The organism is Amnimonas aquatica (assembly GCF_002943415.1).
Taxonomy (GTDB): Bacteria; Pseudomonadota; Gammaproteobacteria; order Pseudomonadales; family Moraxellaceae; genus Perlucidibaca; species Perlucidibaca aquatica_A.
On sequence record NZ_PTQZ01000010.1, the window covers coordinates 1 to 17495 of the forward strand.

The following is a 17495-nucleotide window of genomic DNA, read 5'->3' on the forward strand; positions in this document are numbered from 1 at the left end:
AGCGTATAGCGGCGGCTGAGCAGGTGCAGCGTGTCGGCCACGCCGTCGAACAGGCGCACGCGGTTGCGCTCGTCGTAGAAGGCGGCGAAGGCCGCCTCGGCGCCGGATGCTGCCAGCGCGGCGGAATAGCCGCTCCGGCTCAGCAGGCGCTGCACGACGGCCAGGCGCAGGGCGGTGAAATCATGCGCGATCTCCGGATGTTCGCCGGCGACCTCCCGCCGTGCCGCGCGCAGGCCGTCGATGCCGAGCCGGCGCCAGTCCGGGCGCTGCGCATCCAGCCAGGCCAGCATGGCCTGCTCGGCGCGCGCAATGACATCCCCGGTGTCCCAGAGCGTGTCATCCAGGTCGAAGGTGATCAGGCGGATGCCCGGCATCAGCGCTCTCCTGGAGTGTCGTCCCGCTTCGTCCTGCCGGTCTGGCGCGCGCGCGGGTGGGCCTGGTCGTAGACCGAGGCCAGGTGCTGGAAGTCGAGGTGGGTGTAGATCTGGGTCGCGCGGATGTCGCTGTGCCCGAGCAGCTCCTGCACCGCGCGCAGGTCGTGGCTGGACTCCAGCAGGTGCGAAGCGAAGGAGTGGCGCAGCAGGTGGGGGTAGAGCCGCTGGTCGAGGCCGGCGCGCTGCGCCTGGTGCACCAGCCGCTCCTGGATGCTGCGTTCGCTCAGGCGCCGGCCCTGGCGACTCAGGAACAGCCAGCTTTCGCTGTGCGCGCGCGCCAGCTGCGGGCGCAGCACCAGCCAGTCGGCGATCGCTGCCCGCGCCATGCGGCCCACAGGCAGCACGCGGGTCTTGCGGCCCTTGCCGAGCACGGTGATCAGCCCGGCACCCTGGTCGAGGTCGCCGAGCCGTGCGTGCGACAGCTCGGCCAGGCGCAACCCGGAGGAATAGAACAGCTCCATGATGGCCTTGTCGCGGGTCCACAACAGCGCTTCGGCGGGATCCTCCGGAGCCGGCGCGTCCAGCAGCTGCTGCATGAGGTCGACATCCAGCACCTGCGGCAGGTCCTGGCGCACGCGCTTGAGCTGGTAGCCGCGTGCCGGATGCTCGCCGGCCTCGTCGCTGCGCGCCAGCCAGTCATAGAAGCGGCGCACTGACGAGAGCAGGCGCTGCATGCTGCGGATCGACAGGCCCTGCTCGCGGCACTCGCCGACCCAAGCTTCCAGCAGCGGTCGCCGGAAATCCCGCCACGCTCCGGTATGCTGGCTGTCGAGGAAGTCGGCCAGGCGTCGCAGGTCGCTGCCGTAGGCTTTCAGGGTGTGTGGCGAAGCCAGGCGCTGACTGGCCAGATAGGCGAGGAAGTCGTCGATGCGCGCGCGCGCGACCATGGCTCAGCCGTCCCGGGCGGCTTCGTCGTCGCCGCGCGTGGCGGTGCCGCCGGCACGGCGCTCGAGCCCCGACAGCAGACGGGCGATGATGTCGCCCAGATGGCTGATGAACAGGGTGTCCATGCTGCTGCGGAAGTGGCTGGGCTCGGTGCTGCCCAGCGACACCACGCCGATGGCGCGCTCGCCTTCGAGTAGCGGAATCACCGCAGCCGAGCTGAGCTGCAGGCCATCCTCGCCGAACAGGAAGCGCAGTTCGTCGCGCCGCCATTTGCCGGCGAGCGCACGGTGGTTGCGCAGCAGGCCGGGCAGGCGCTGCTCGAACTCGGCCTGTGCCAGGCTGCGCCATGGCGCTTCGACGACGTTGCCGAAGCTGAGCAGCGACAGCTGCTGGCAGCGGAACGGCTCGCGCAGTTCGTTGAACAGGCGGGTGCCGAGCTGTGCCGGGCTGGTGGAATCGAGGATGCAGAGAATGACCGCGCGCAGCTGGCCGAACAGGCGGTCGTTGTCGCTGGCGATGGCCATCAGCTCGTTAAGGCGCTCCTCCAGCTCGTCGTTGCGCTTGCGCAGCTGGCTGACCTGGCGCTCGATCAGCGACACCGTGCCGCTGTTGTGGCGGATGTGCAGGTGCGACAGCAGCTCCGGGTGCTGCTCGAAGAAGTCCGGGTGCTGGCGCAGCCAGGCCGCCACGCGCTCGGCGTTCAGCGCCGGCAGCGGCTCGCTCACGAGAAATCGCCCAGGCGCAGCACGCCGTCGTAGACGCGCGCGGTGGGGCCGGTCATGCGCACGCTGGCATCGTCGGCCGGCCAGCTGATGTCCAGGTCGCCGCCCGGCAGGTGCACGGTGACGCGCCGGTCCAGCAGTCCCCAGCGGATGCCGGCGACTACGGCGGCGCAGGCACCGGTGCCGCAGGCCAGGGTCTCGCCGGTGCCGCGCTCGAACACGCGCAGACGGATTTCGCGGCGGTTCACCACCTCCATGAAGCCGGCGTTGACGCGGGCCGGGAAGCGCGGGTGCGACTCGATCAGCGGGCCCAGCTCGGCCACCGGCGCCGTCGCCACGCTGTCGACGCGCAGCACGGCATGCGGGTTGCCCATGCTCACCGCCGCGACCTGCAGGGTGCGGCCGGCGACCTCCAGCGCATATTCCACGGCGGTCTCGGCGGCATCGAAGGGCACTTCGGCTGGTGTCAGGCGGGGCTTGCCCATGTCGACGGTGACCCAGCCCTTGCCATCGATCTGCAGTTCGATGATGCCGCTGGCGGTCTCGACGCGCAGGCGTTCCTTGCGGGTCAGGCGGCGGTCACGGACGAAGCGGGCGAAGCAGCGCGCGCCATTGCCGCACTGCGAGACCTCGGAACCATCGGCATTGAAGATGCGGTAGCGGAAATCGACTTCGGGCTGCTGCGGTGCTTCGACCACCAGCAGCTGGTCGAAGCCGATGCCGAAGTTGCGATCGGCCAGCCGCCGGATCACGGCAGCGTCCAGGCGCGCCCGCTGAGTGATCAGGTCGAGCACCAGAAAATCGTTGCCGAGGCCGTGCATCTTGGTGAATTCCAGACGCATGTACGGACTCCTGAAAGCGTCAAGGGGCCGTGATGTCGAGGCGACGGGCCGGCCCGGTTCTGACGGCTATTCTGGGTGCAGCCCGGCGGGGATTCAAGGCGCTGCCATGCATGGGGCTGTCTGGTGCCGGCCCCTCTTCCTCCAGCCAGCACCCGTGCGGCTGCTCAGGGCAGCAGCGACTCCAGTGCCAGCAGGTCGGCCACGGTCTCGCGCCGGCGCACCTGCCAGGCCTGGTCGCCATCCACGATCACTTCGGCGGCGCGGCCGCGGGTGTTGTAGTTCGAGCTCATGACGAAGCCGTAGGCGCCGGCGCCGGTCACCGCCAGCAGGTCGCCGGCGCGCAGGCGCAGCGGGCGCTGCTTGCCGAGGAAGTCGCCGGTCTCGCACACCGGGCCGACGATGTCGTAGCTGCGCTCCGGGGTGTCGTCGCTGTGGGGCGTGACCGGCACGATGTCCATCCAGGCGTCGTAGAGCGCCGGGCGGATGAGGTCGTTCATGGCCGCGTCGATGATGGCGAAGTCCTTGTGCTCCGTGGGCTTGAGGAATTCGACGCGGGTCAGCAGCACGCCGGCGGTGGCGGAGATGGCGCGGCCCGGCTCCATGTAGACCTTGAGGCCGCGCGCCTGCAGGCGCGGCAGCAGCACGGCGGCGTAGTCGGCCGGCGTGGGCGGGGTCTCGTCGCGGTAGCGCACGCCCAGGCCGCCGCCGATGTCGATGTGGTGCAGCGCGATGCCGTCGGCCGCGAGGCGGTCGATCATGGCCAGCACGCGGTCCAGCGCGTCCGAGAACGGCGTGGTCGTGGTCAGCTGCGAGCCGATGTGGCAGTCGATGCCGACCGGGTCCAGGTGGCCCAGCTCGACCATGCGGCGGTACACCGCCGGCGCGCGCTCGATATCGACGCCGAACTTGTTCTCCTTCAGGCCGGTGGAGATGTACGGGTGCGTCTGCGCGTCCACGTCCGGGTTCACGCGCAGACTCACCGGCGCGCGCTTGCCGAGGCGGGCGGCGACGGCGTTGAGCCGGTCCAGCTCGGCCTCCGACTCGACATTGAAACAGGCGATGCCCAGCTCCAGCGCACGCTGCATTTCCGCCTCGCTCTTGCCGAGGCCGGAGAACACGACCTTGGCCGGATCGCCGCCGGCGGCCAGCACGCGCTCCAGCTCGCCACCGGAGACGATGTCGAAGCCCGCGCCCAGGCGCGCCAGCACGTTCAGCACGGCGATGTTGGAGTTGGCCTTGACCGCGAAGCAGACCTGGTGCGGCACGTCCGCGAAGGCGCGGTCGAAGGCCAGGTAGTTGGCTTCCAGCGTGGCGCGCGAGTACAGGTACAGCGGTGTGCCGAAGCGCGCGGCCAGGTCGGTGAGCGGCAGCTGTTCGAGGTGGAGCGTGTTGTTGCGGAGGTTCAGCGTCGACATGAAAGGTCCGGGTGTGCGTGGTCCGTGGAGTGATGCGCCGGCACCAGCCGGCAGCCTGGCGGCGTCAGTTGGCGGCCGGCGTATCAGCCGCTGCGTCCGTCTGGGCGGGTGCCTGTTCCTGCGCCGGCGTCTGCTCGGCGCCGACGGGCGGGCGCGGTTCGGGTAAGTACAGCGGCCCTTTCTGGCCGCAGCCGGCGAGCAGGGCGGAAAGGCCGATGAGGATGGCCGCGGATGAACGGGGGACTGGCAGCGGGAAGCGCATCATGGCGAAGGCACGGGCTGGATGAGATGGCGGAAGTATAGCCGCCTCGCGGCGACTGTGCGCGCGGGCCTGCGGCCGCGTTATCATGTCGCGCCCTGCCGCAAGCCGTCCTGCCCCGGAGAACGCCATGAACGACAGCGAATTCAACGCGCTGGCCGATACCACCCTGATCGCCATCGAAACCGCTGTGGAGTCACTGGACACCGATATCGACTTCGAGATGTCGGCCGGCATTCTCACCCTGACGTTCGAGAACGGCAGCAAGGTCATCATCAACCGGCAGATCGCCACCCACGAGATCTGGGTCGCGGCCCGCAGCGGCGGCTTCCACTGCCGCGCCACGGAAGCGGGCTGGGTCTGCAACACCACGGGCGAAGGCCTGGGCGCCCTGCTCTCGCGGGTCTGCACCGAACAGGCCGGCGAGCCCGTCAGCATCGCCCTCTGACGCTGCTGCCGCGCCTGTCATGCTGGGCCGGGGTGGGTGAGGGCGGAAAACTGTAGCGTTTTCCAGCGTGTTTTCCGCCCTCACCCACCCCGACCCAGCCAGATCACTGCACCGTCACCAGCTCCGCGAACAGGTCGTAGTCGTCGGCCTCGGTGATGCGCACCGTGACGCGCTGGCCGGGCTTCAGCGCAGCCGCGCCCTCGCCCTCGATGAACACGTTGCCGTCGATCTCCGGCGCATCCGCCTTCGAGCGCGCGATGGCCACGCCCTCTTCCTCGTCGATCTCGTCCACTAGCACTTCCTCGAGGCGTCCGACGCGGCGCTGCAGGCGCTCGGCGGAGATCTCGGCGGCCAGCGCCATGAAGCGCTCGTGGCGCTCCTGCTTGACCGCCTCCGGCACCGGCTCGGCGACATCGTTGGCGGGCGCGCCTTCCACCGGCGAGTACGGGAAGCAGCCGACGCGGTCGAGCTGGGCCTCCTTCAGCCAGTCCAGCAGCTCCTGGAACTCCTCTTCGGTCTCGCCCGGGAAGCCGACGATGAAGGTCGAGCGGATGATCAGCTCCGGGCAGATCTCGCGCCATCTGCGGATGCGCTCCAGCGTGTTCTCGGCGTGCGCCGGACGCTTCATGCGCTTGAGCACGCTCGGGCTGCCGTGCTGGAAGGGAATGTCCAGGTACGGGAGGATCTTGCCTTCCGCCATCAGCGGAATCACGTTGTCGACGTGCGGATACGGGTAGACGTAGTGCAGGCGCACCCACACGCCCATCGAGCCCAGTGCCTCGCACAGCTCCAGCATGCGCGTCTTCACCGGCTTGCCGCCCCAGAAATCGAGCTTGTACTTGAGGTCGACGCCGTAGGCGCTGGTGTCCTGCGAGACCACCAGCAGTTCCTGCACGCCGGCCTTGACCAGGTTCTCGGCCTCAGCCAGCACCGAGCCGACCGGGCGCGACACCAGGTCGCCGCGCAGCGAGGGAATGATGCAGAAGGTGCAGCGATGGTTGCAGCCTTCGGAGATCTTCAGGTAGGCGTAGTGCTTCGGGGTCAGCTTCACGCCTTGTGCCGGCACCAGGTCCAGGAAGGGGTCGTGCTTGGGCGGCAGGTACTGGTGCACCGCGCCCATGACTTCTTCGTAGGCGTGCGGACCGGTGACCTTGAGCACGCTCGGGTGCGCTTCGCGGATCACGTCCTCTTTCTTGCCCAGGCAGCCGGTGACGATGACCTTGCCGTTCTCCGCCAGCGCCTCGCCGATGGCATCCAGCGACTCCTGCACGGCGGCATCGATGAAGCCGCAGGTGTTGACCACGACCAGGTCCGCGCCTTCATAGCTGCCGGAGATCTCGTACCCCTCGGTGCGAAGCTGGGTCAGGATGCGTTCGGAGTCGACCAGCGCTTTCGGGCAGCCGAGGCTGACGAAGCCGACCTTGGGATTGGCAGAGGACATGGCGGGTACCGCGGGAGGTGATCTGGAGTGGCGCATTGTAGCGCAAAAGTCCCAGAAACCATGCCGGGAGAGCGGGCTTTGCGCGGACATGCCGTGCGTCGCAAAAAGCGCCGTCATGGTGCGCCCATGTCGCGCATGCGGACATCATATGCACTATATTGGTGCGAACAGTGGGTTTGATGGTGCTTAATCGGGCTGTTCCATGCGCCATTCCGGCGCTTGCACACAGCTGGTGCATTTTTTGCTTGTAAGCGGCAGCCCGGCCTTCGTGGCCGATGTCCAGTGAAGATGTCCGACGAGACCGCCATGTCCGATTCCAGAGCAGCCAAGCGCCTGCTGGACAGCCTGAGCACGGCTGTGCTGCTGTGCGACACCACGCTGCGCCTGCGCTACCTCAACCCGGCCGCGGAAAGCCTGCTGGCCGTGAGCGAGTCGCGCGCCCTCGGCATGCCGCTCAGCGATGTGCTGCTTGATGTCGGCCAGCACACCGATACCTCGCTGCAGGAGACCCTGCGCAGCGGGCATCCGTTCACCAAGCGCGAGGCCCGGCTGCGGGTCGATCTGCGCGAGATCGTGGTCGATTACTCGGTTTCGCTGATGCACGCTCCGGGCGAGGCCACGCAGCTGCTGATCGAGATCCAGCCGCGCGACCGCCTGCTGCGCATCGCCCGCGAAGAGGCCATGCTGGCCAGCCACCAGGCCACGCGCAAGCTGGTGCGCGGCGTGGCCCACGAAATCAAGAATCCGCTCGGCGGCATCCGTGGCGCCGCGCAACTGCTGGAGCGCGAGCTGCCCAGCCCGGAGCTGACCGAGTACACGCGCATCATCATCGAGGAGGCCGACCGGCTGCGCCAGCTGGCGGACCGCATGCTGGGGCCGCGCCGGCTGCCGTCGCTGCGCCAGGTCAATGTGCACGAATGCGTGGAGCGCGTGGTCAATCTGCTCCAGGCCGAGGCGGGCGGACGCGTCACCATAGAGCGTGACTACGATCCGTCGCTGCCGGACATCACCATCGATCCGGACCAGCTCATCCAGGCCATGCTCAACATCGGCGGCAATGCCCTGCAGGCGCTGCTGGAGAACCCCAGCGACCGCGAGCCGCTGCTGATCTTCAAGACCCGCCCGGTGCGCCAGTTCACCATCGGCGCCAAGCGCCACCGCATCGTGCTGCGCGTCGATATCCGCGACAACGGGCCAGGCATTCCGGCTGAGCTGCGCGAGTCCATTTTCTATCCGATGGTCAGCGGACGTGCCGGCGGCACCGGTCTTGGCCTGTCGATTGCACAGGACATCATTCATCAGTACCAGGGCCGGATCGAATGCGAGTCCCGCCCGGGTGAGACCACCTTCAGCATATTTCTGCCTTTGGACAAGACATCATGACAAGCAAGCAGGTCTGGATCATCGACGACGATCGTGCCATCCGCTGGGTGCTCGAGCGCGCACTGGCGCAGGCCGGCTTCGACTCCGTGTGCTTCGAGGAGGCCGACAGCGCGCTGGAGCGCCTGGAGAACGAGCAGCCGACGGTGATCGTGACCGATATCCGCATGCCCGGGACCGACGGCCTCAGCTTCCTCGGCCAGGTGCGCGAGCGCTTCGCGGATGTGCCGGTGATCATCATGACCGCCCACTCCGACCTCAGTTCGGCGGTGGCGTCCTATCAGGGCGGGGCCTTCGAGTACCTGCCCAAGCCCTTCGATGTCGACGAGGCGGTGGCGCTGGTCAAGCGCGCGGTGGCGCACCATCAGGAGCAGCAGACGGCGGTGGTGCCGGAGCTCACCGAGACCGCGCGCAGCACCGGCATCATCGGCGAGTCGCCGGCCATGCAGGAGGTGTTCCGCGCCATCGGTCGCCTCAGCAATTCCAACATCACCGTGCTCATCAACGGCGAGTCGGGCACCGGCAAGGAGCTGGTCGCCGGCGCCCTGCACCAGCATTCGCCGCGCGCGCACAAGCCGTTCATCGCGCTCAACATGGCGGCTATTCCCAAGGACCTGATGGAATCGGAGCTGTTCGGGCACGAAAAGGGGGCGTTCACCGGCGCTGCCACCCAGCGTGCCGGCCGCTTCGAGCAGGCCAACGGCGGCACGCTGTTCCTCGACGAGATCGGCGACATGCCCATCGACACCCAGACCCGGTTGCTGCGCGTGCTGGCCGATGGCGAGTTCTACCGCGTCGGCGGCCACGTGCCGGTGCGAGTCGATGTCCGCATCATCGCGGCCACGCACCAGAATCTGGAAAAGCTGGTGATCGAGGGCAAGTTCCGCGAGGACCTGTTCCACCGCCTCAACGTCATTCGTGTCCACATCCCGCGTCTCAGCGACCGCAGCGAGGACATCCCGCGCCTTGCCTCCTTCTTCATGGCCCGCGCCGCGCGCGAGCTGCGCGTCGAGCCCAAGTCGCTGACGCCGGAGGCCGCGTCCTACCTGCAGCAGCTGCCCTGGCCGGGCAACGTGCGCCAGCTCGAAAACACCTGCCGCTGGCTGACGGTCATGGCTTCCGGTCGCGAGGTGCTGATCTCCGACCTGCCGCCCGAACTGCAGCCCGGCGGCGAGCAGGAGTCGCAGGCGGTGCCGCTGAACTGGGAGCAGGCGCTGGCCTCCTGGGCGCGCCGCGCGCTGCAGACCACGCCTGCGGTGCCGCTGCTCGATGTCGCCGCGCCGGCTTTCGAGCGCACGCTCATCCTCGAGGCGCTGCGCCATACCGGCGGCCGCCGGCGCGATGCCGCGGTGGTGCTGGGCTGGGGGCGCAATACGCTCAGCCGCAAGATCAAGGAACTGGGGCTGGTGGTCGAGGGCGGGGACGACGACGAGGACTGAGCGTCCTCGCGGAGCAACGGCCTCGGGGACGGAAGGCCGTTCATGACCGCAACGGCGGCGCAATCGCGCGCCGCCGTTGCGCTGTGATCAGTTGCGCAGCCTGGCGGGCTGCTGCATGTCCTGACCTTGCTGCAGGCGCTGCATTTCGCGCGCCATGCGGCGGCGCTCTTCCGGAGACATGACTTCCCAGCGCTGGCGCAGGGCGTCGCGGGCTTCCGGCGGCAGGGGCTTGATGTCGCGCCAGCGTGCTTCGACAGCTGCACGCTGCTCCGGCGGCATGGCGCGCCAGCGCTCGGCCAGGCCGACCAGCTTGGCCCGGCGATCCTGCGGCAGATCCTGCCAGCGGTCGCGGAAGTCGCTGAGCACCTGCTGCTGGTCGCGGCTCAGGTCATCCCAGTCGGCATCAGCCCAGGCCGGACCGGTCCACAAGGTGCTGGCCACGAGCAGGCTGCACAGCGCCAGCCTGCGGGTGTTCGGGCGCTTGTGCTCAGCGACGTTCACGTGCGGCTTCCTCGATGGAGAGCAGCCAGTCGATTTCCTCCAGCATCTGGCCGTCGACCGCGCTGCTGGCCGGCTTGGCATGGATGCCTTCGTCGGCGGCCTTCATCAGCCAGTCGCCGGGCAGCGCCACCATGAAGGCGACGCTGGCGGCCAGCGCCAATCCGCCCGACCACTGCCACTTGTGCGAGCGACGCGGCGGAATGGCGGCCTGGGCGATCACCTGTTCGACTCGGCTTTCCCAGCTCGGGTCCGCGTCGGCAGCGGCGCGTTCGAGCGTGCCGGCGATGCGGGCCGCCAGGCGGGCGTCATCGAGCGTCAGTTCCTGTTTCATGACATGTCCTCCGCGGTCGTGCCAATGTTGCCCAGCTTGGCACGGATGCTGTTCAGGGCTCTGAAGTAGTGGGTTTTCACGCTGCCTTCTGCGCAGCCCATGACCTCGGCGGTCTGCGCGGTGTCCAGTCCCTCCCAGGCGCGTAGCAGGAAGGCCTGTTGCTGGCGGAAGGGCAGGTTGCCCACGGCGTCCAGCACCGTGTCCATGTTGTCGGCCCGCTGCAGCAGCGTGACCGGATTGGTGTCGACCTGATCCGGTATGTGCTGCCAGGGGTCTTCTTCCCCGGCGTCGTCCATGGGGTCCAGCCAGGTGAACCATTTCTTCCGGCGGCTCTCGCGCCGGAAGTGATCCATCAGGCGGCTGTGCAGGATGCGATGAAACAGCGGTCCCCAGCTTGACGGATCGTGATTGCGGTACTTCGCCACCAGCGTCAGCATGGCTTCCTGCACGATGTCCTGTGCCGCCTCGCGGTCGCGGGTGGCCAGTTCGGCGGTCAGTCGGGCACGCCGGCTGACATCACGCAGGAAGGCATCCAGCGAGTTGGGGGCGGGGCGTGCGGGCATGGGTGGCGTTACCTGTTTCGGAGTAGCGCCACCATATGCGAGGCTCGCGTCGACGACAAGTCGCATCAGGGCCAATCCCGTTCAAATTTTCGTCGTGCCGGGGCTGCCGACGCCCGGCGCGGAGCCATTCCCGCGCAGCGCGGTGTGCAGCATTGCCTGGTACAGCATTTCTCTGTTCCTTCATGTCAGGACCGGCTCCGCAGGTGGCGGCGACCGGTCGTGATGGACGCACGCGTCATCGATGCAGAACAAAACGGGTGTCGGTTATGCCGGTTGACGCCGCACGGCGGGAATATATTGGCGGAAGATGCCGGATTGCGATGGCCCGTGCCGGGGCGCGAGAATGCGCCCCGGCATCCGTGGCACCCGGGACTTCCCCGGCCAGCCGGCCGAAGGGAAAAGACCATGATCGATATCGTGCTGTTCCAGCCTGAGATACCGGGCAACACCGGCAACATCATCCGTCTCTGCGCCAATACCGGCGCTCGTTTGCATCTGGTCAGGCCGCTGGGCTTCGAACTGGATGATGCCCGCATGCGTAGAGCCGGGCTGGATTACCACGAGTGGGCGGACATGCGCGTGCATGACGACTGGGCGGCGCTGAAGGCGGCGTTGCCCGGCCGCTATTTCGCCTGCACCACCAGAGGCAGCCGGCCTGCGTTCGATGTCCGCTTCGCTGACGGGGATGTTCTGGTGTTCGGTCCGGAGACGCGCGGTCTGCCGGAGGATGTGCTGGCGGAGTTCGCCGCCGACCGGCGCCTGCGTCTGCCCATGCGTCCCGGCAGCCGCAGCCTCAACCTGTCGAACAGCGTGGCAGTGATGACTTACGAGGCCTGGCGTCAGGCGGGCTTCGCCAGCGGCGCCTGAGCGCCGGGCCGGGAGCCGAGGCGGCCCCGCCGTTGTCGGCAGGGCCGCTTCAGGCAAGCCGTATCAGGCCGAGGCTTCCTGTTCGCCCTGCTGCTGGCGCAGGCTCTCGGCGTAGACGGCGTCGAAGTTGACCGGCTGCAGCAGCAGCTGCGGGAAGCTGCCCTTGCTGACGATGTCGGAGACCGCTTCGCGGGCATACGGGAACAGCAGATTCGGGCAGTAGGCGCCGAGCAGCGGGCCCAGTTCGGTCTCGGGCACGCCTTCGATCTGGAAGATGCCGGCCTGCTTCACCTCGATCAGGAATGCGGTCTGGCCTTCGTTGCGCGCGGTCACGGTGAGGGCCAGTGTCACTTCGAAGTGCTTGCCTTCATCCAGCGCGGCGGTGGAGGTGGCGAGATCGATCGACACTTCCGGGCTCCAGTTCTGCAGGAACACGCGCGGGGCGCCGGGGACTTCGAAGGAGGCATCCTTCAGGTAGATGCGCTGCAGGGCGAATTGCGGCTGTACGGCTTCTTCGGACATGGTGTGCTTGCTCGGTTCGTTTGGTTGTTGATCGGGGCTCAGGGAGCTGCCAGCAGGCCGTCCAGCCTGCCCGCCCGCTCGAGGGCATGGAGCTCGTCGCTGCCGCCGACGGGCTCGTCGTTGATGAAGATCTGCGGCACGGTGCGGCGACCGGTGCGCTCGACCAGCGCGAGGCGCTGGGCGGCATCGAAACTGACATCCACCTCTTCATAGGCCACGCCCTTGCGCTGCAGCAGCTGCTTGGCGCGAACGCAGTAGGGGCAGACCTGGGTGGTGTAGATGACGACCTTGGCCATGACGGACTCCTGCGGGCGGTGTCAGCGCACCAGCGGCAGACCTTGCTGCCGCCAGGTGGAAATGCCGCCGCTGAGCACGTGCACGTCGGCGACGCCGGCCTGCTTCAGCTTGCGCCCGGCGCTGCCGGCGACCTGGCCGAGGCCGCAGACCAGCACGACCGGCTTGCCGGCCTTGGCCAGCTCGGCGACTTTCTCGTCGATCTGGCTGTAGGGGACATTGGTGCTGCCGGTGATGTGGCCTTCGCGGTACTCGGGCGTGTTGCGCAGATCGATCACGCGCGCCTGCTGCTGATTGATCAGCCGCGTCAGTTCCTGCGGACTGATGCTGCGGCCGCCGCGCTGCAGCTCGGTGACGATGAAGGCGATCAGCAGGCCGACGAAGGCGCTGACCAGGTACGGGTGGTTGCCGATGAACTCAATGACGCGATCCATGTTCCTGCTCTGACGGAGGGCGGAAAGCCCCGGAGTATACGCTGTCGGCGAGCGCTTGTGGCGAACCTTGCCGGGCCGGTGCGCCGGCCCGCGTCAGCGCGTCTCCTGCTCTTCTGCCAGGCGCTGGAAGCTGGCCAGCCGGCGAGGCTGGATGTGCCCTTCGTCGACGGCCAGGCGCAGCGCGCAGCCGGGCTCCTGGCGGTGCGCGCAGTTGCGGAAGCGGCACTGGCCGAGCCAGGGCCGGAACTCGATGAAGCCATCCAGCAGCTGTTCGCGGTCCATGTGCCAGACACCGAATTCGCGGATGCCCGGCGAGTCGATCAGCGCGCCGCCTTCGGGCAGGTCGAACCAGCAGGCGGTGGTGGTGGTGTGCTGGCCCAGCTTCGAGCCGGACGACAGCGCATGCACCTTCTGCGCGACATCGGGCAGAAGCGCATTGACCAGCGAGGACTTGCCGACCCCGGACTGGCCGACGAAGACCACGGTGAGGCCGGCGACCAGGGCGCGCAGGTCTCCGGTATCGCCATGCGCCGACAGCGTGCGGGTCTCGTAGCCGAGCGCGGCGAAGCCGGCCATGAGCTCGCCGAGCGCGGCGGCGCGGTCGGCGGTCATGAGGTCGGCCTTGTTGAGCACCAGCACCGGGCGGATGCCGGTGGCCTCGCAGGCGATCAGGTAGCGGTCGATCAGTTCGGCCGATGGCGTCGGCTCGGGCGCGATCACCAGCAGGATGCGGTCGATGTTGGCCGCCACCGGCTTGAGCTTGCCGTAGGGGTCCGGCCGGACCAGCACCGAGCGCCGTGGCAGCAGCGCGCTGATGACGCCGGTGCCGGCCTCCGCCGCCGGCTGCCAGACGACCTCGTCGCCGGTCACCAGATGCTCCAGGTTGGCGCGGCGATGGCAGCGGAAGCGCTGGCCGGTCTGCTCGCCTTCCAGTGCCTCGACGGCGACCTGCACGCCGTAGTGCGCGATGATGCGGCCGCGCTGTTCGTCGCCCAGGGCTCCGCCGGCCAGCAGGTCCTCTGCCTTGGCGGCACGCTTTTCCGCCCGGGCGATGCGCTCGGCCTGGATGCGCTCGATGCGGAAACCCTGCTGTCTGCTGATGCGGCGCTGGCTCATGAATGCCCTCGCGCCCGTGGCGGGCGCGTCTGATATGCTTCCGGCCATTGTGCCACCAAAGGCACCGTTCACGGCGAACGCAAGGAGTGTCCATGAACAACAACAAGACCGGCAATCTGGTGTGGATCGATCTGGAAATGACCGGGCTGAACCCGGACGGCGATCGCATCATCGAGATCGCCACGGTGGTCACCGACGCGCACCTGAACATCCTCGCCGAAGGGCCGGTGCTGGCGATCCACCAGAAGGACATCGTGCTCAACGCCATGGACGAGTGGAACACGCGCCAGCACGGCGAGTCCGGTCTGACCGAGCGCGTGCGCCGCAGCAAGGTCAGCGAGGCTGACGCCGAGGCGCAGACGATCGAGTTCCTCAGCCGCTTCGTGGACCCGAAGAAGTCGCCGATCTGCGGCAACTCCATCTGCCAGGACCGCCGTTTCCTGTACCGGCACATGCCCAAGCTGGAGGCCTTCTTCCATTACCGCAATCTGGACGTGAGCACGGTCAAGGAGCTGGCACGCCGCTGGTATCCGGAGCTGCTGCAGCGTTTCACCAAGAAAAGCTCGCACCTGGCGCTGGATGACGTGCGCGACTCGATCGAGGAGCTGCGCTACTACCGGCAGTATTTCTTCAAGCTGCCGGGCTTCAGCGAGGAGTGAAGCCCGGCACTTTGGTGCCGGCCCTCCGACAGCAAAGTGTCATGGCCGCCGTCGCGGCGGCCTGCTCAGATCAGGTTGCGGCATGTGCCGCATGACGACGGAGCTTCGCCATGATCAAGGTCAGCGTGATGTATCCCCATCAGCCGGGGGCACGTTTCGATCACGACTACTATCGTGACCACCACATGCCGCTGGTGCAGCGCCTCATGGGTGCCAGCCTGCTGCGCTACACGGTCGACCGCGGCCTGGCTGGCGGCGCGCCGGGGCAGCCGCCGGCCTATGTCGGCATGTGCCATCTGTTCTGCGAGTCGGTGGCGGCCTTCCAGGCCGGCTTCGGTCCGCATGCCGCCGAGATACTCGCCGACATTCCCAACTACACGGATCTGGAGCCGGTGCTGCAGATCAGCGAAGTGGTGGTGGGCTGAGCCGGGCCAGCTTGTCCCGCTGCTCCGCCATGGCCCACAGCAGGTGTTCGCGCAGCACCTCATCGAGCTGTCCGGCGGTCTCCAGCGCGGAGAAGCGCTTGGTCAGTGCTGTCAGCGCCTCGGTCGAGGCCGGCGCGTTGCCCAGCGCGATCGACAGGTTGCGCACCCAGCTCGTGTAGTTCATGCGTCGCAGCGGCATGCCGGCGGTCTGCTCCAGCCAGGTGGCCTCGTCCCAGTCCCAGAGGTTCAGCAGCGGCGGGCCGTCGAAGGCATGGCGGGGGGTGAAGCCGGGCTCCTGGCTGGCCTGGGCGTAACGGTTCCACGGACACACCAGCTGGCAGTCATCGCAGCCGAAGATGCGGTTACCGATGGGCCGGCGCAGCTCGACCGGAATCACGCCCCGGTATTCGATGGTCAGATAGCTGATGCACTTGCCGGCATCCAGCACGTAGGGCGCGACGATGGCCTTGGTGGGGCAGATGTCGATGCAGGCCTGGCAGCTGCCGCAGTGGTTGCTCACCGGCACGTCCACCGGCAGCGGCAGGTCGGTGAACAGCTCGCCGAGGAAGAAGTACGAGCCGGCGCGACGGTTGATGATGACCGTGTGCTTGCCCATCCAGCCCAGTCCGGCCTGGCTCGCCAGCGCCTTTTCCAGCACGGGCGCGGAGTCGACGAAGGCGCGGTAGCCGAAGGGTCCGATCTCGGCCGCTATGCGGTCGGCCAGGCGCTGCAGGCGCGGGCGGATGATCTTGTGGTAGTCGCGGCCGAGCGCGTAGCGGGCGATGTAGGCGCGCGAGCCATCCTGCAGGATCTGGTGGATGCGCGGCTCCGCAGGCAGGTAGTCCATGCGCAGGCTGATGACCCGGCGCGTGCCCGGCTTGAGCGCGGCCGGATCGACGCGCTTGGGTTCGCGCAGCCACTCCATGTCGGCGTGATGCCCGGCTTCCAGCCACTTTTCCAGGTGCGCCGGGTGCTCGCCGAGGTCGGTGCCGCTGATGCCGACCTGCTGGAAGCCGAGCTCTCGACCCCAGCGCCGGATATCCTCGGCCAGCGCCTGCAGCGCGGCGGCGTCCAGCACCGCGGTACCCGGGCCGGCCGCCGGGCGGCCGCCATCCGCCGCGCCGTGCGCGGAGACAGGAGAACGGGCCTGCACGGGGATTCGCGTCATGGCGCGCATTCTGCCATCCTTGGCGGATGTCCACCACGACCCCACGCATGAGTCCGGCGCGCGCATGACCGACCCTGTCTTCATCGATGACGAAATGCACCAGCAGCTGGCGCGGCAGTGGCTGGCGCCGCGCGCGCGCGATGCCAACAAGGGCGATTTCGGCCCGCTGCTGGTTATCGGTGGTGCACCGGGCTACAGCGGCGCCGCGCTGCTGGCGGCCGAGACCGCGCTGCGCGCCGGTGCCGGCGCCACGCTGGTCGGCTGCGCCCCGGAAACGGCGTCCGTGCTCTGGTTGCACCGCCCCGAGCTGATGGCGCGTGCCGTGCGCACTCGGGCCGACCTGCTGCCGCTGCTGGCGCGTGCCCGCGTGGTGGTGGCCGGCCCCGGGCTGGGGCGCGAAGACTGGGCCGCGCAGCTGTGGCCGACCATTGCCGAGGCCGGGCGCGTGCAGGTGCTCGATGCCGACGGCCTGGGCTGGCTGGCGGACAATCCGCAGCAGCATCCGGCGCGCGTGCTCACGCCGCATCCCGGCGAGGCCGCGCGTCTGCTCGGCGGCAGCGTGGCGGCGGTGCAGGTCGCGCGCGAAGCGGCGGTACGCGAATTGCAGGCGCGTCATGGCGGTGTCGTCATCCTCAAGGGCGCGGGCTCGTTGGTCTGCGATGGCGAGCGTCTGTGGCAGTGCCCGGCCGGCAATCCCGGCATGGCCACGCCGGGCATGGGTGATGTGCTGTCCGGCCTGGTCGGCGCGCTGCTGGCGCAGGGCCTGCCGCTGTTCGAGGCGGCGGCGTTGGCGGTGAGCCTGCATGCGCGCGCCGGCGACCTGGTCGCGGCCGCTGCGGGCGAACGGGGCCTGCTGGCCTCGGAGCTGTGGCCGGCGTTGCGCCGGTTGCTGAATCCGGAACCGATATAAAGGGAGCTGGTGTGGTTGAGCAGTCGACGGCCGTCGAGGCCGACAGCGTGGTCCTGATCCGGGAGCTGGCCGATGCCGGCGCCACCACGGCGCTGGGTGCTGAACTGGGCGCGGCCTGCCGCCAGGATGCGGCTTCCGGCCAGGGTGGCGTGATTTTCCTGCAGGGCGAGCTGGGCGCCGGCAAGACCACCTTCACGCGCGGTATCCTGCAGGCTTTCGGCCATGCCGGCGCGGTGAAGAGCCCGACCTATACGCTGGTCGAGCCCTACGAGACCGCTGCCGGCACGGTCTACCATTTCGATCTGTATCGCCTGCTCGATCCCGAGGAGCTGGAGCTGATGGGCTACCGCGACTATTTCCGCCCTGACGCCCTGACCCTGGTCGAGTGGCCGGTGCGCGGCGAGCCGTTGCTGCCGGTGCCCGACATCGAGGTCGCGCTC

General features: G+C 68.5%; 23 protein-coding genes. 8 read left to right on the forward strand and 15 right to left on the reverse strand.

What is annotated here, in order from left to right; translation table 11 throughout:
* From C5O18_RS01110 to lptM, 6 genes are all read right to left on the reverse strand, one after another.
* On the reverse strand, positions 1-374 hold a 374-nt coding region (locus C5O18_RS01110), incomplete at its 3' end, for an HAD family hydrolase (RefSeq protein ID WP_241146693.1).
* Positions 374-1321, reverse strand: a complete 948-nt coding sequence (locus C5O18_RS01115) for a tyrosine recombinase XerC (protein WP_105191044.1) — start codon at positions 1319-1321, stop codon at positions 374-376. The genes C5O18_RS01110 and C5O18_RS01115, both read right to left, overlap by 1 nt.
* Positions 1322-1324: 3 nt before the next feature.
* Positions 1325-2044, reverse strand: coding sequence for a DUF484 family protein (locus C5O18_RS01120; protein ID WP_158249228.1), 720 nt, complete (start codon positions 2042-2044; stop codon positions 1325-1327).
* Positions 2041-2883, reverse strand: coding sequence for a diaminopimelate epimerase (dapF, locus tag C5O18_RS01125; protein ID WP_105191046.1), 843 nt, complete (start codon positions 2881-2883; stop codon positions 2041-2043). The genes C5O18_RS01120 and dapF overlap by 4 nt, the downstream gene beginning before the upstream one ends.
* A gap of 164 nt (positions 2884-3047) precedes the next feature.
* Positions 3048-4298 carry a diaminopimelate decarboxylase gene (gene lysA, locus C5O18_RS01130; RefSeq protein WP_105191047.1) on the reverse strand — a complete coding sequence of 417 codons (1251 nt, stop codon included), beginning with the start codon at positions 4296-4298 and terminating at the stop codon, positions 3048-3050.
* A 64-nt stretch (positions 4299-4362) separates the two neighbouring features.
* Entirely contained in the window at positions 4363-4794 is a 432-nt protein-coding gene (gene lptM, locus C5O18_RS11095) for an LPS translocon maturation chaperone LptM (RefSeq protein WP_420884458.1), read from the reverse strand.
* On the opposite strand from lptM, the gene cyaY reads away from it, so the two are divergent.
* Positions 4688-5005 carry an iron donor protein CyaY gene (gene cyaY, locus C5O18_RS01140; RefSeq protein ID WP_105191048.1) on the forward strand — a complete coding sequence of 106 codons (318 nt, stop codon included), beginning with the start codon at positions 4688-4690 and terminating at the stop codon, positions 5003-5005. The two genes, lptM and cyaY, sit on opposite strands and share 107 nt — an antisense overlap.
* A 103-nt stretch (positions 5006-5108) precedes the next feature.
* On the opposite strand, the gene rimO is transcribed toward cyaY, so the two are convergent.
* Positions 5109-6446 carry a 30S ribosomal protein S12 methylthiotransferase RimO gene (gene rimO, locus C5O18_RS01145; protein WP_105191049.1) on the reverse strand — a complete coding sequence of 446 codons (1338 nt, stop codon included), beginning with the start codon at positions 6444-6446 and terminating at the stop codon, positions 5109-5111.
* Between the two features lie 306 nt (positions 6447-6752).
* On the opposite strand from rimO, the gene glnL reads away from it, so the two are divergent.
* Together glnL and glnG are read left to right on the forward strand one after the other, a co-directional pair.
* Positions 6753-7829 (forward strand): nitrogen regulation protein NR(II), encoded by a 1077-nt coding sequence (glnL, locus tag C5O18_RS01150; protein WP_105191064.1) that lies wholly within the window; start codon positions 6753-6755, stop codon positions 7827-7829.
* Positions 7826-9265, forward strand: a complete 1440-nt coding sequence (gene glnG / locus C5O18_RS01155; RefSeq protein ID WP_277422132.1) for a nitrogen regulation protein NR(I) — start codon at positions 7826-7828, stop codon at positions 9263-9265. The genes glnL and glnG overlap by 4 nt, the downstream gene beginning before the upstream one ends.
* 87 nt (positions 9266-9352) lie before the next feature.
* Here glnG and C5O18_RS01160 read toward each other — a convergent pair whose 3' ends face one another.
* From C5O18_RS01160 to C5O18_RS01170, 3 genes are read right to left on the reverse strand one after another with little or no spacing between them, the layout of a single operon-like run.
* On the reverse strand, positions 9353-9766 hold the full coding sequence (locus C5O18_RS01160) for a DUF3106 domain-containing protein (protein ID WP_158249229.1): 414 nt from the start codon (positions 9764-9766) through the stop codon (positions 9353-9355).
* Positions 9753-10097, reverse strand: coding sequence for a hypothetical protein (locus tag C5O18_RS01165; RefSeq protein ID WP_105191052.1), 345 nt, complete (start codon positions 10095-10097; stop codon positions 9753-9755). The genes C5O18_RS01160 and C5O18_RS01165 overlap by 14 nt, the downstream gene beginning before the upstream one ends.
* Positions 10094-10660 carry an RNA polymerase sigma factor gene (locus tag C5O18_RS01170; protein ID WP_105191053.1) on the reverse strand — a complete coding sequence of 189 codons (567 nt, stop codon included), beginning with the start codon at positions 10658-10660 and terminating at the stop codon, positions 10094-10096. Before C5O18_RS01170 ends, C5O18_RS01165 begins: the two co-directional genes overlap by 4 nt.
* A 405-nt stretch (positions 10661-11065) precedes the next feature.
* Here C5O18_RS01170 and C5O18_RS01175 point away from each other — a divergent pair, with 405 nt between their 5' ends.
* Positions 11066-11527: a tRNA (cytidine(34)-2'-O)-methyltransferase gene (locus tag C5O18_RS01175; RefSeq protein WP_105191054.1), complete on the forward strand. Its 462-nt coding sequence runs from the start codon at positions 11066-11068 to the stop codon at positions 11525-11527.
* A 63-nt stretch (positions 11528-11590) separates the two neighbouring features.
* Here C5O18_RS01175 and secB read toward each other — a convergent pair whose 3' ends face one another.
* The 4 genes from secB to rsgA form a co-directional block, all read right to left on the reverse strand.
* On the reverse strand, positions 11591-12049 hold the full coding sequence (gene secB, locus C5O18_RS01180; protein WP_105191055.1) for a protein-export chaperone SecB: 459 nt from the start codon (positions 12047-12049) through the stop codon (positions 11591-11593).
* A 38-nt stretch (positions 12050-12087) separates the two neighbouring features.
* A complete protein-coding gene (gene grxC, locus C5O18_RS01185) occupies positions 12088-12345 on the reverse strand; it encodes a glutaredoxin 3 (RefSeq protein WP_105191056.1) in 258 nt (85 codons plus the stop codon).
* A 21-nt stretch (positions 12346-12366) separates the two neighbouring features.
* Positions 12367-12777 (reverse strand): rhodanese-like domain-containing protein, encoded by a 411-nt coding sequence (locus C5O18_RS01190; protein WP_105191057.1) that lies wholly within the window; start codon positions 12775-12777, stop codon positions 12367-12369.
* A gap of 93 nt (positions 12778-12870) precedes the next feature.
* Positions 12871-13893: a small ribosomal subunit biogenesis GTPase RsgA gene (gene rsgA / locus C5O18_RS01195; RefSeq protein WP_105191058.1), complete on the reverse strand. Its 1023-nt coding sequence runs from the start codon at positions 13891-13893 to the stop codon at positions 12871-12873.
* A gap of 92 nt (positions 13894-13985) precedes the next feature.
* Between rsgA and orn the strand changes: the two genes are divergently transcribed.
* A complete protein-coding gene (gene orn, locus C5O18_RS01200) occupies positions 13986-14552 on the forward strand; it encodes an oligoribonuclease (RefSeq protein WP_105191059.1) in 567 nt (188 codons plus the stop codon).
* 110 nt (positions 14553-14662) lie between these two features.
* Positions 14663-14977 carry an EthD family reductase gene (locus C5O18_RS01205; protein WP_105191060.1) on the forward strand — a complete coding sequence of 105 codons (315 nt, stop codon included), beginning with the start codon at positions 14663-14665 and terminating at the stop codon, positions 14975-14977.
* Here the strand turns inward: C5O18_RS01205 and queG are convergent.
* Complete coding sequence (gene queG, locus C5O18_RS01210; protein ID WP_105191061.1) at positions 14955-16145, reverse strand: tRNA epoxyqueuosine(34) reductase QueG; 1191 nt, start codon at positions 16143-16145, stop codon at positions 14955-14957. The two genes, C5O18_RS01205 and queG, sit on opposite strands and share 23 nt — an antisense overlap.
* Between queG and C5O18_RS01215 the strand changes: the two genes are divergently transcribed.
* Both C5O18_RS01215 and tsaE read left to right on the forward strand, forming a co-directional pair.
* Entirely contained in the window at positions 16144-17055 is a 912-nt protein-coding gene (locus tag C5O18_RS01215; protein ID WP_105191062.1) for an NAD(P)H-hydrate dehydratase, read from the forward strand. The genes queG and C5O18_RS01215 overlap by 2 nt on opposite strands.
* Positions 17056-17066: 11 nt before the next feature.
* A partial coding sequence (gene tsaE, locus C5O18_RS01220; RefSeq protein WP_277422133.1) for a tRNA (adenosine(37)-N6)-threonylcarbamoyltransferase complex ATPase subunit type 1 TsaE occupies positions 17067-17495 on the forward strand: 429 nt, incomplete at its 3' end.

What these genes read in the sequence shown, in the direction of transcription:
- C5O18_RS01115 (WP_105191044.1), bottom strand. Translation starts at nt 1,321, where the DNA reads ATGGTCGCGCGCGCGCGCATCGACGACTTCCTCGCCTATCTGGCCAGT.
- dapF (WP_105191046.1), bottom strand. Translation starts at nt 2,883, where the DNA reads ATGCGTCTGGAATTCACCAAGATGCACGGCCTCGGCAACGATTTTCTG.
- lysA (WP_105191047.1), bottom strand. Translation starts at nt 4,298, where the DNA reads ATGTCGACGCTGAACCTCCGCAACAACACGCTCCACCTCGAACAGCTG.
- cyaY (WP_105191048.1), top strand. Translation starts at nt 4,688, where the DNA reads ATGAACGACAGCGAATTCAACGCGCTGGCCGATACCACCCTGATCGCC.
- lptM (WP_420884458.1), bottom strand. Translation starts at nt 4,794, where the DNA reads ATGCCGGCCGACATCTCGAAGTCGATATCGGTGTCCAGTGACTCCACA.
- rimO (WP_105191049.1), bottom strand. Translation starts at nt 6,446, where the DNA reads ATGTCCTCTGCCAATCCCAAGGTCGGCTTCGTCAGCCTCGGCTGCCCG.
- glnL (WP_105191064.1), top strand. Translation starts at nt 6,753, where the DNA reads ATGTCCGATTCCAGAGCAGCCAAGCGCCTGCTGGACAGCCTGAGCACG.
- glnG (WP_277422132.1), top strand. Translation starts at nt 7,826, where the DNA reads ATGACAAGCAAGCAGGTCTGGATCATCGACGACGATCGTGCCATCCGC.
- C5O18_RS01165 (WP_105191052.1), bottom strand. Translation starts at nt 10,097, where the DNA reads ATGAAACAGGAACTGACGCTCGATGACGCCCGCCTGGCGGCCCGCATC.
- C5O18_RS01170 (WP_105191053.1), bottom strand. Translation starts at nt 10,660, where the DNA reads ATGCCCGCACGCCCCGCCCCCAACTCGCTGGATGCCTTCCTGCGTGAT.
- C5O18_RS01175 (WP_105191054.1), top strand. Translation starts at nt 11,066, where the DNA reads ATGATCGATATCGTGCTGTTCCAGCCTGAGATACCGGGCAACACCGGC.
- secB (WP_105191055.1), bottom strand. Translation starts at nt 12,049, where the DNA reads ATGTCCGAAGAAGCCGTACAGCCGCAATTCGCCCTGCAGCGCATCTAC.
- grxC (WP_105191056.1), bottom strand. Translation starts at nt 12,345, where the DNA reads ATGGCCAAGGTCGTCATCTACACCACCCAGGTCTGCCCCTACTGCGTT.
- C5O18_RS01190 (WP_105191057.1), bottom strand. Translation starts at nt 12,777, where the DNA reads ATGGATCGCGTCATTGAGTTCATCGGCAACCACCCGTACCTGGTCAGC.
- rsgA (WP_105191058.1), bottom strand. Translation starts at nt 13,893, where the DNA reads ATGAGCCAGCGCCGCATCAGCAGACAGCAGGGTTTCCGCATCGAGCGC.
- orn (WP_105191059.1), top strand. Translation starts at nt 13,986, where the DNA reads ATGAACAACAACAAGACCGGCAATCTGGTGTGGATCGATCTGGAAATG.
- C5O18_RS01205 (WP_105191060.1), top strand. Translation starts at nt 14,663, where the DNA reads ATGATCAAGGTCAGCGTGATGTATCCCCATCAGCCGGGGGCACGTTTC.
- C5O18_RS01215 (WP_105191062.1), top strand. Translation starts at nt 16,144, where the DNA reads ATGGCGCGCATTCTGCCATCCTTGGCGGATGTCCACCACGACCCCACG.
- queG (WP_105191061.1), bottom strand. Translation starts at nt 16,145, where the DNA reads ATGACGCGAATCCCCGTGCAGGCCCGTTCTCCTGTCTCCGCGCACGGC.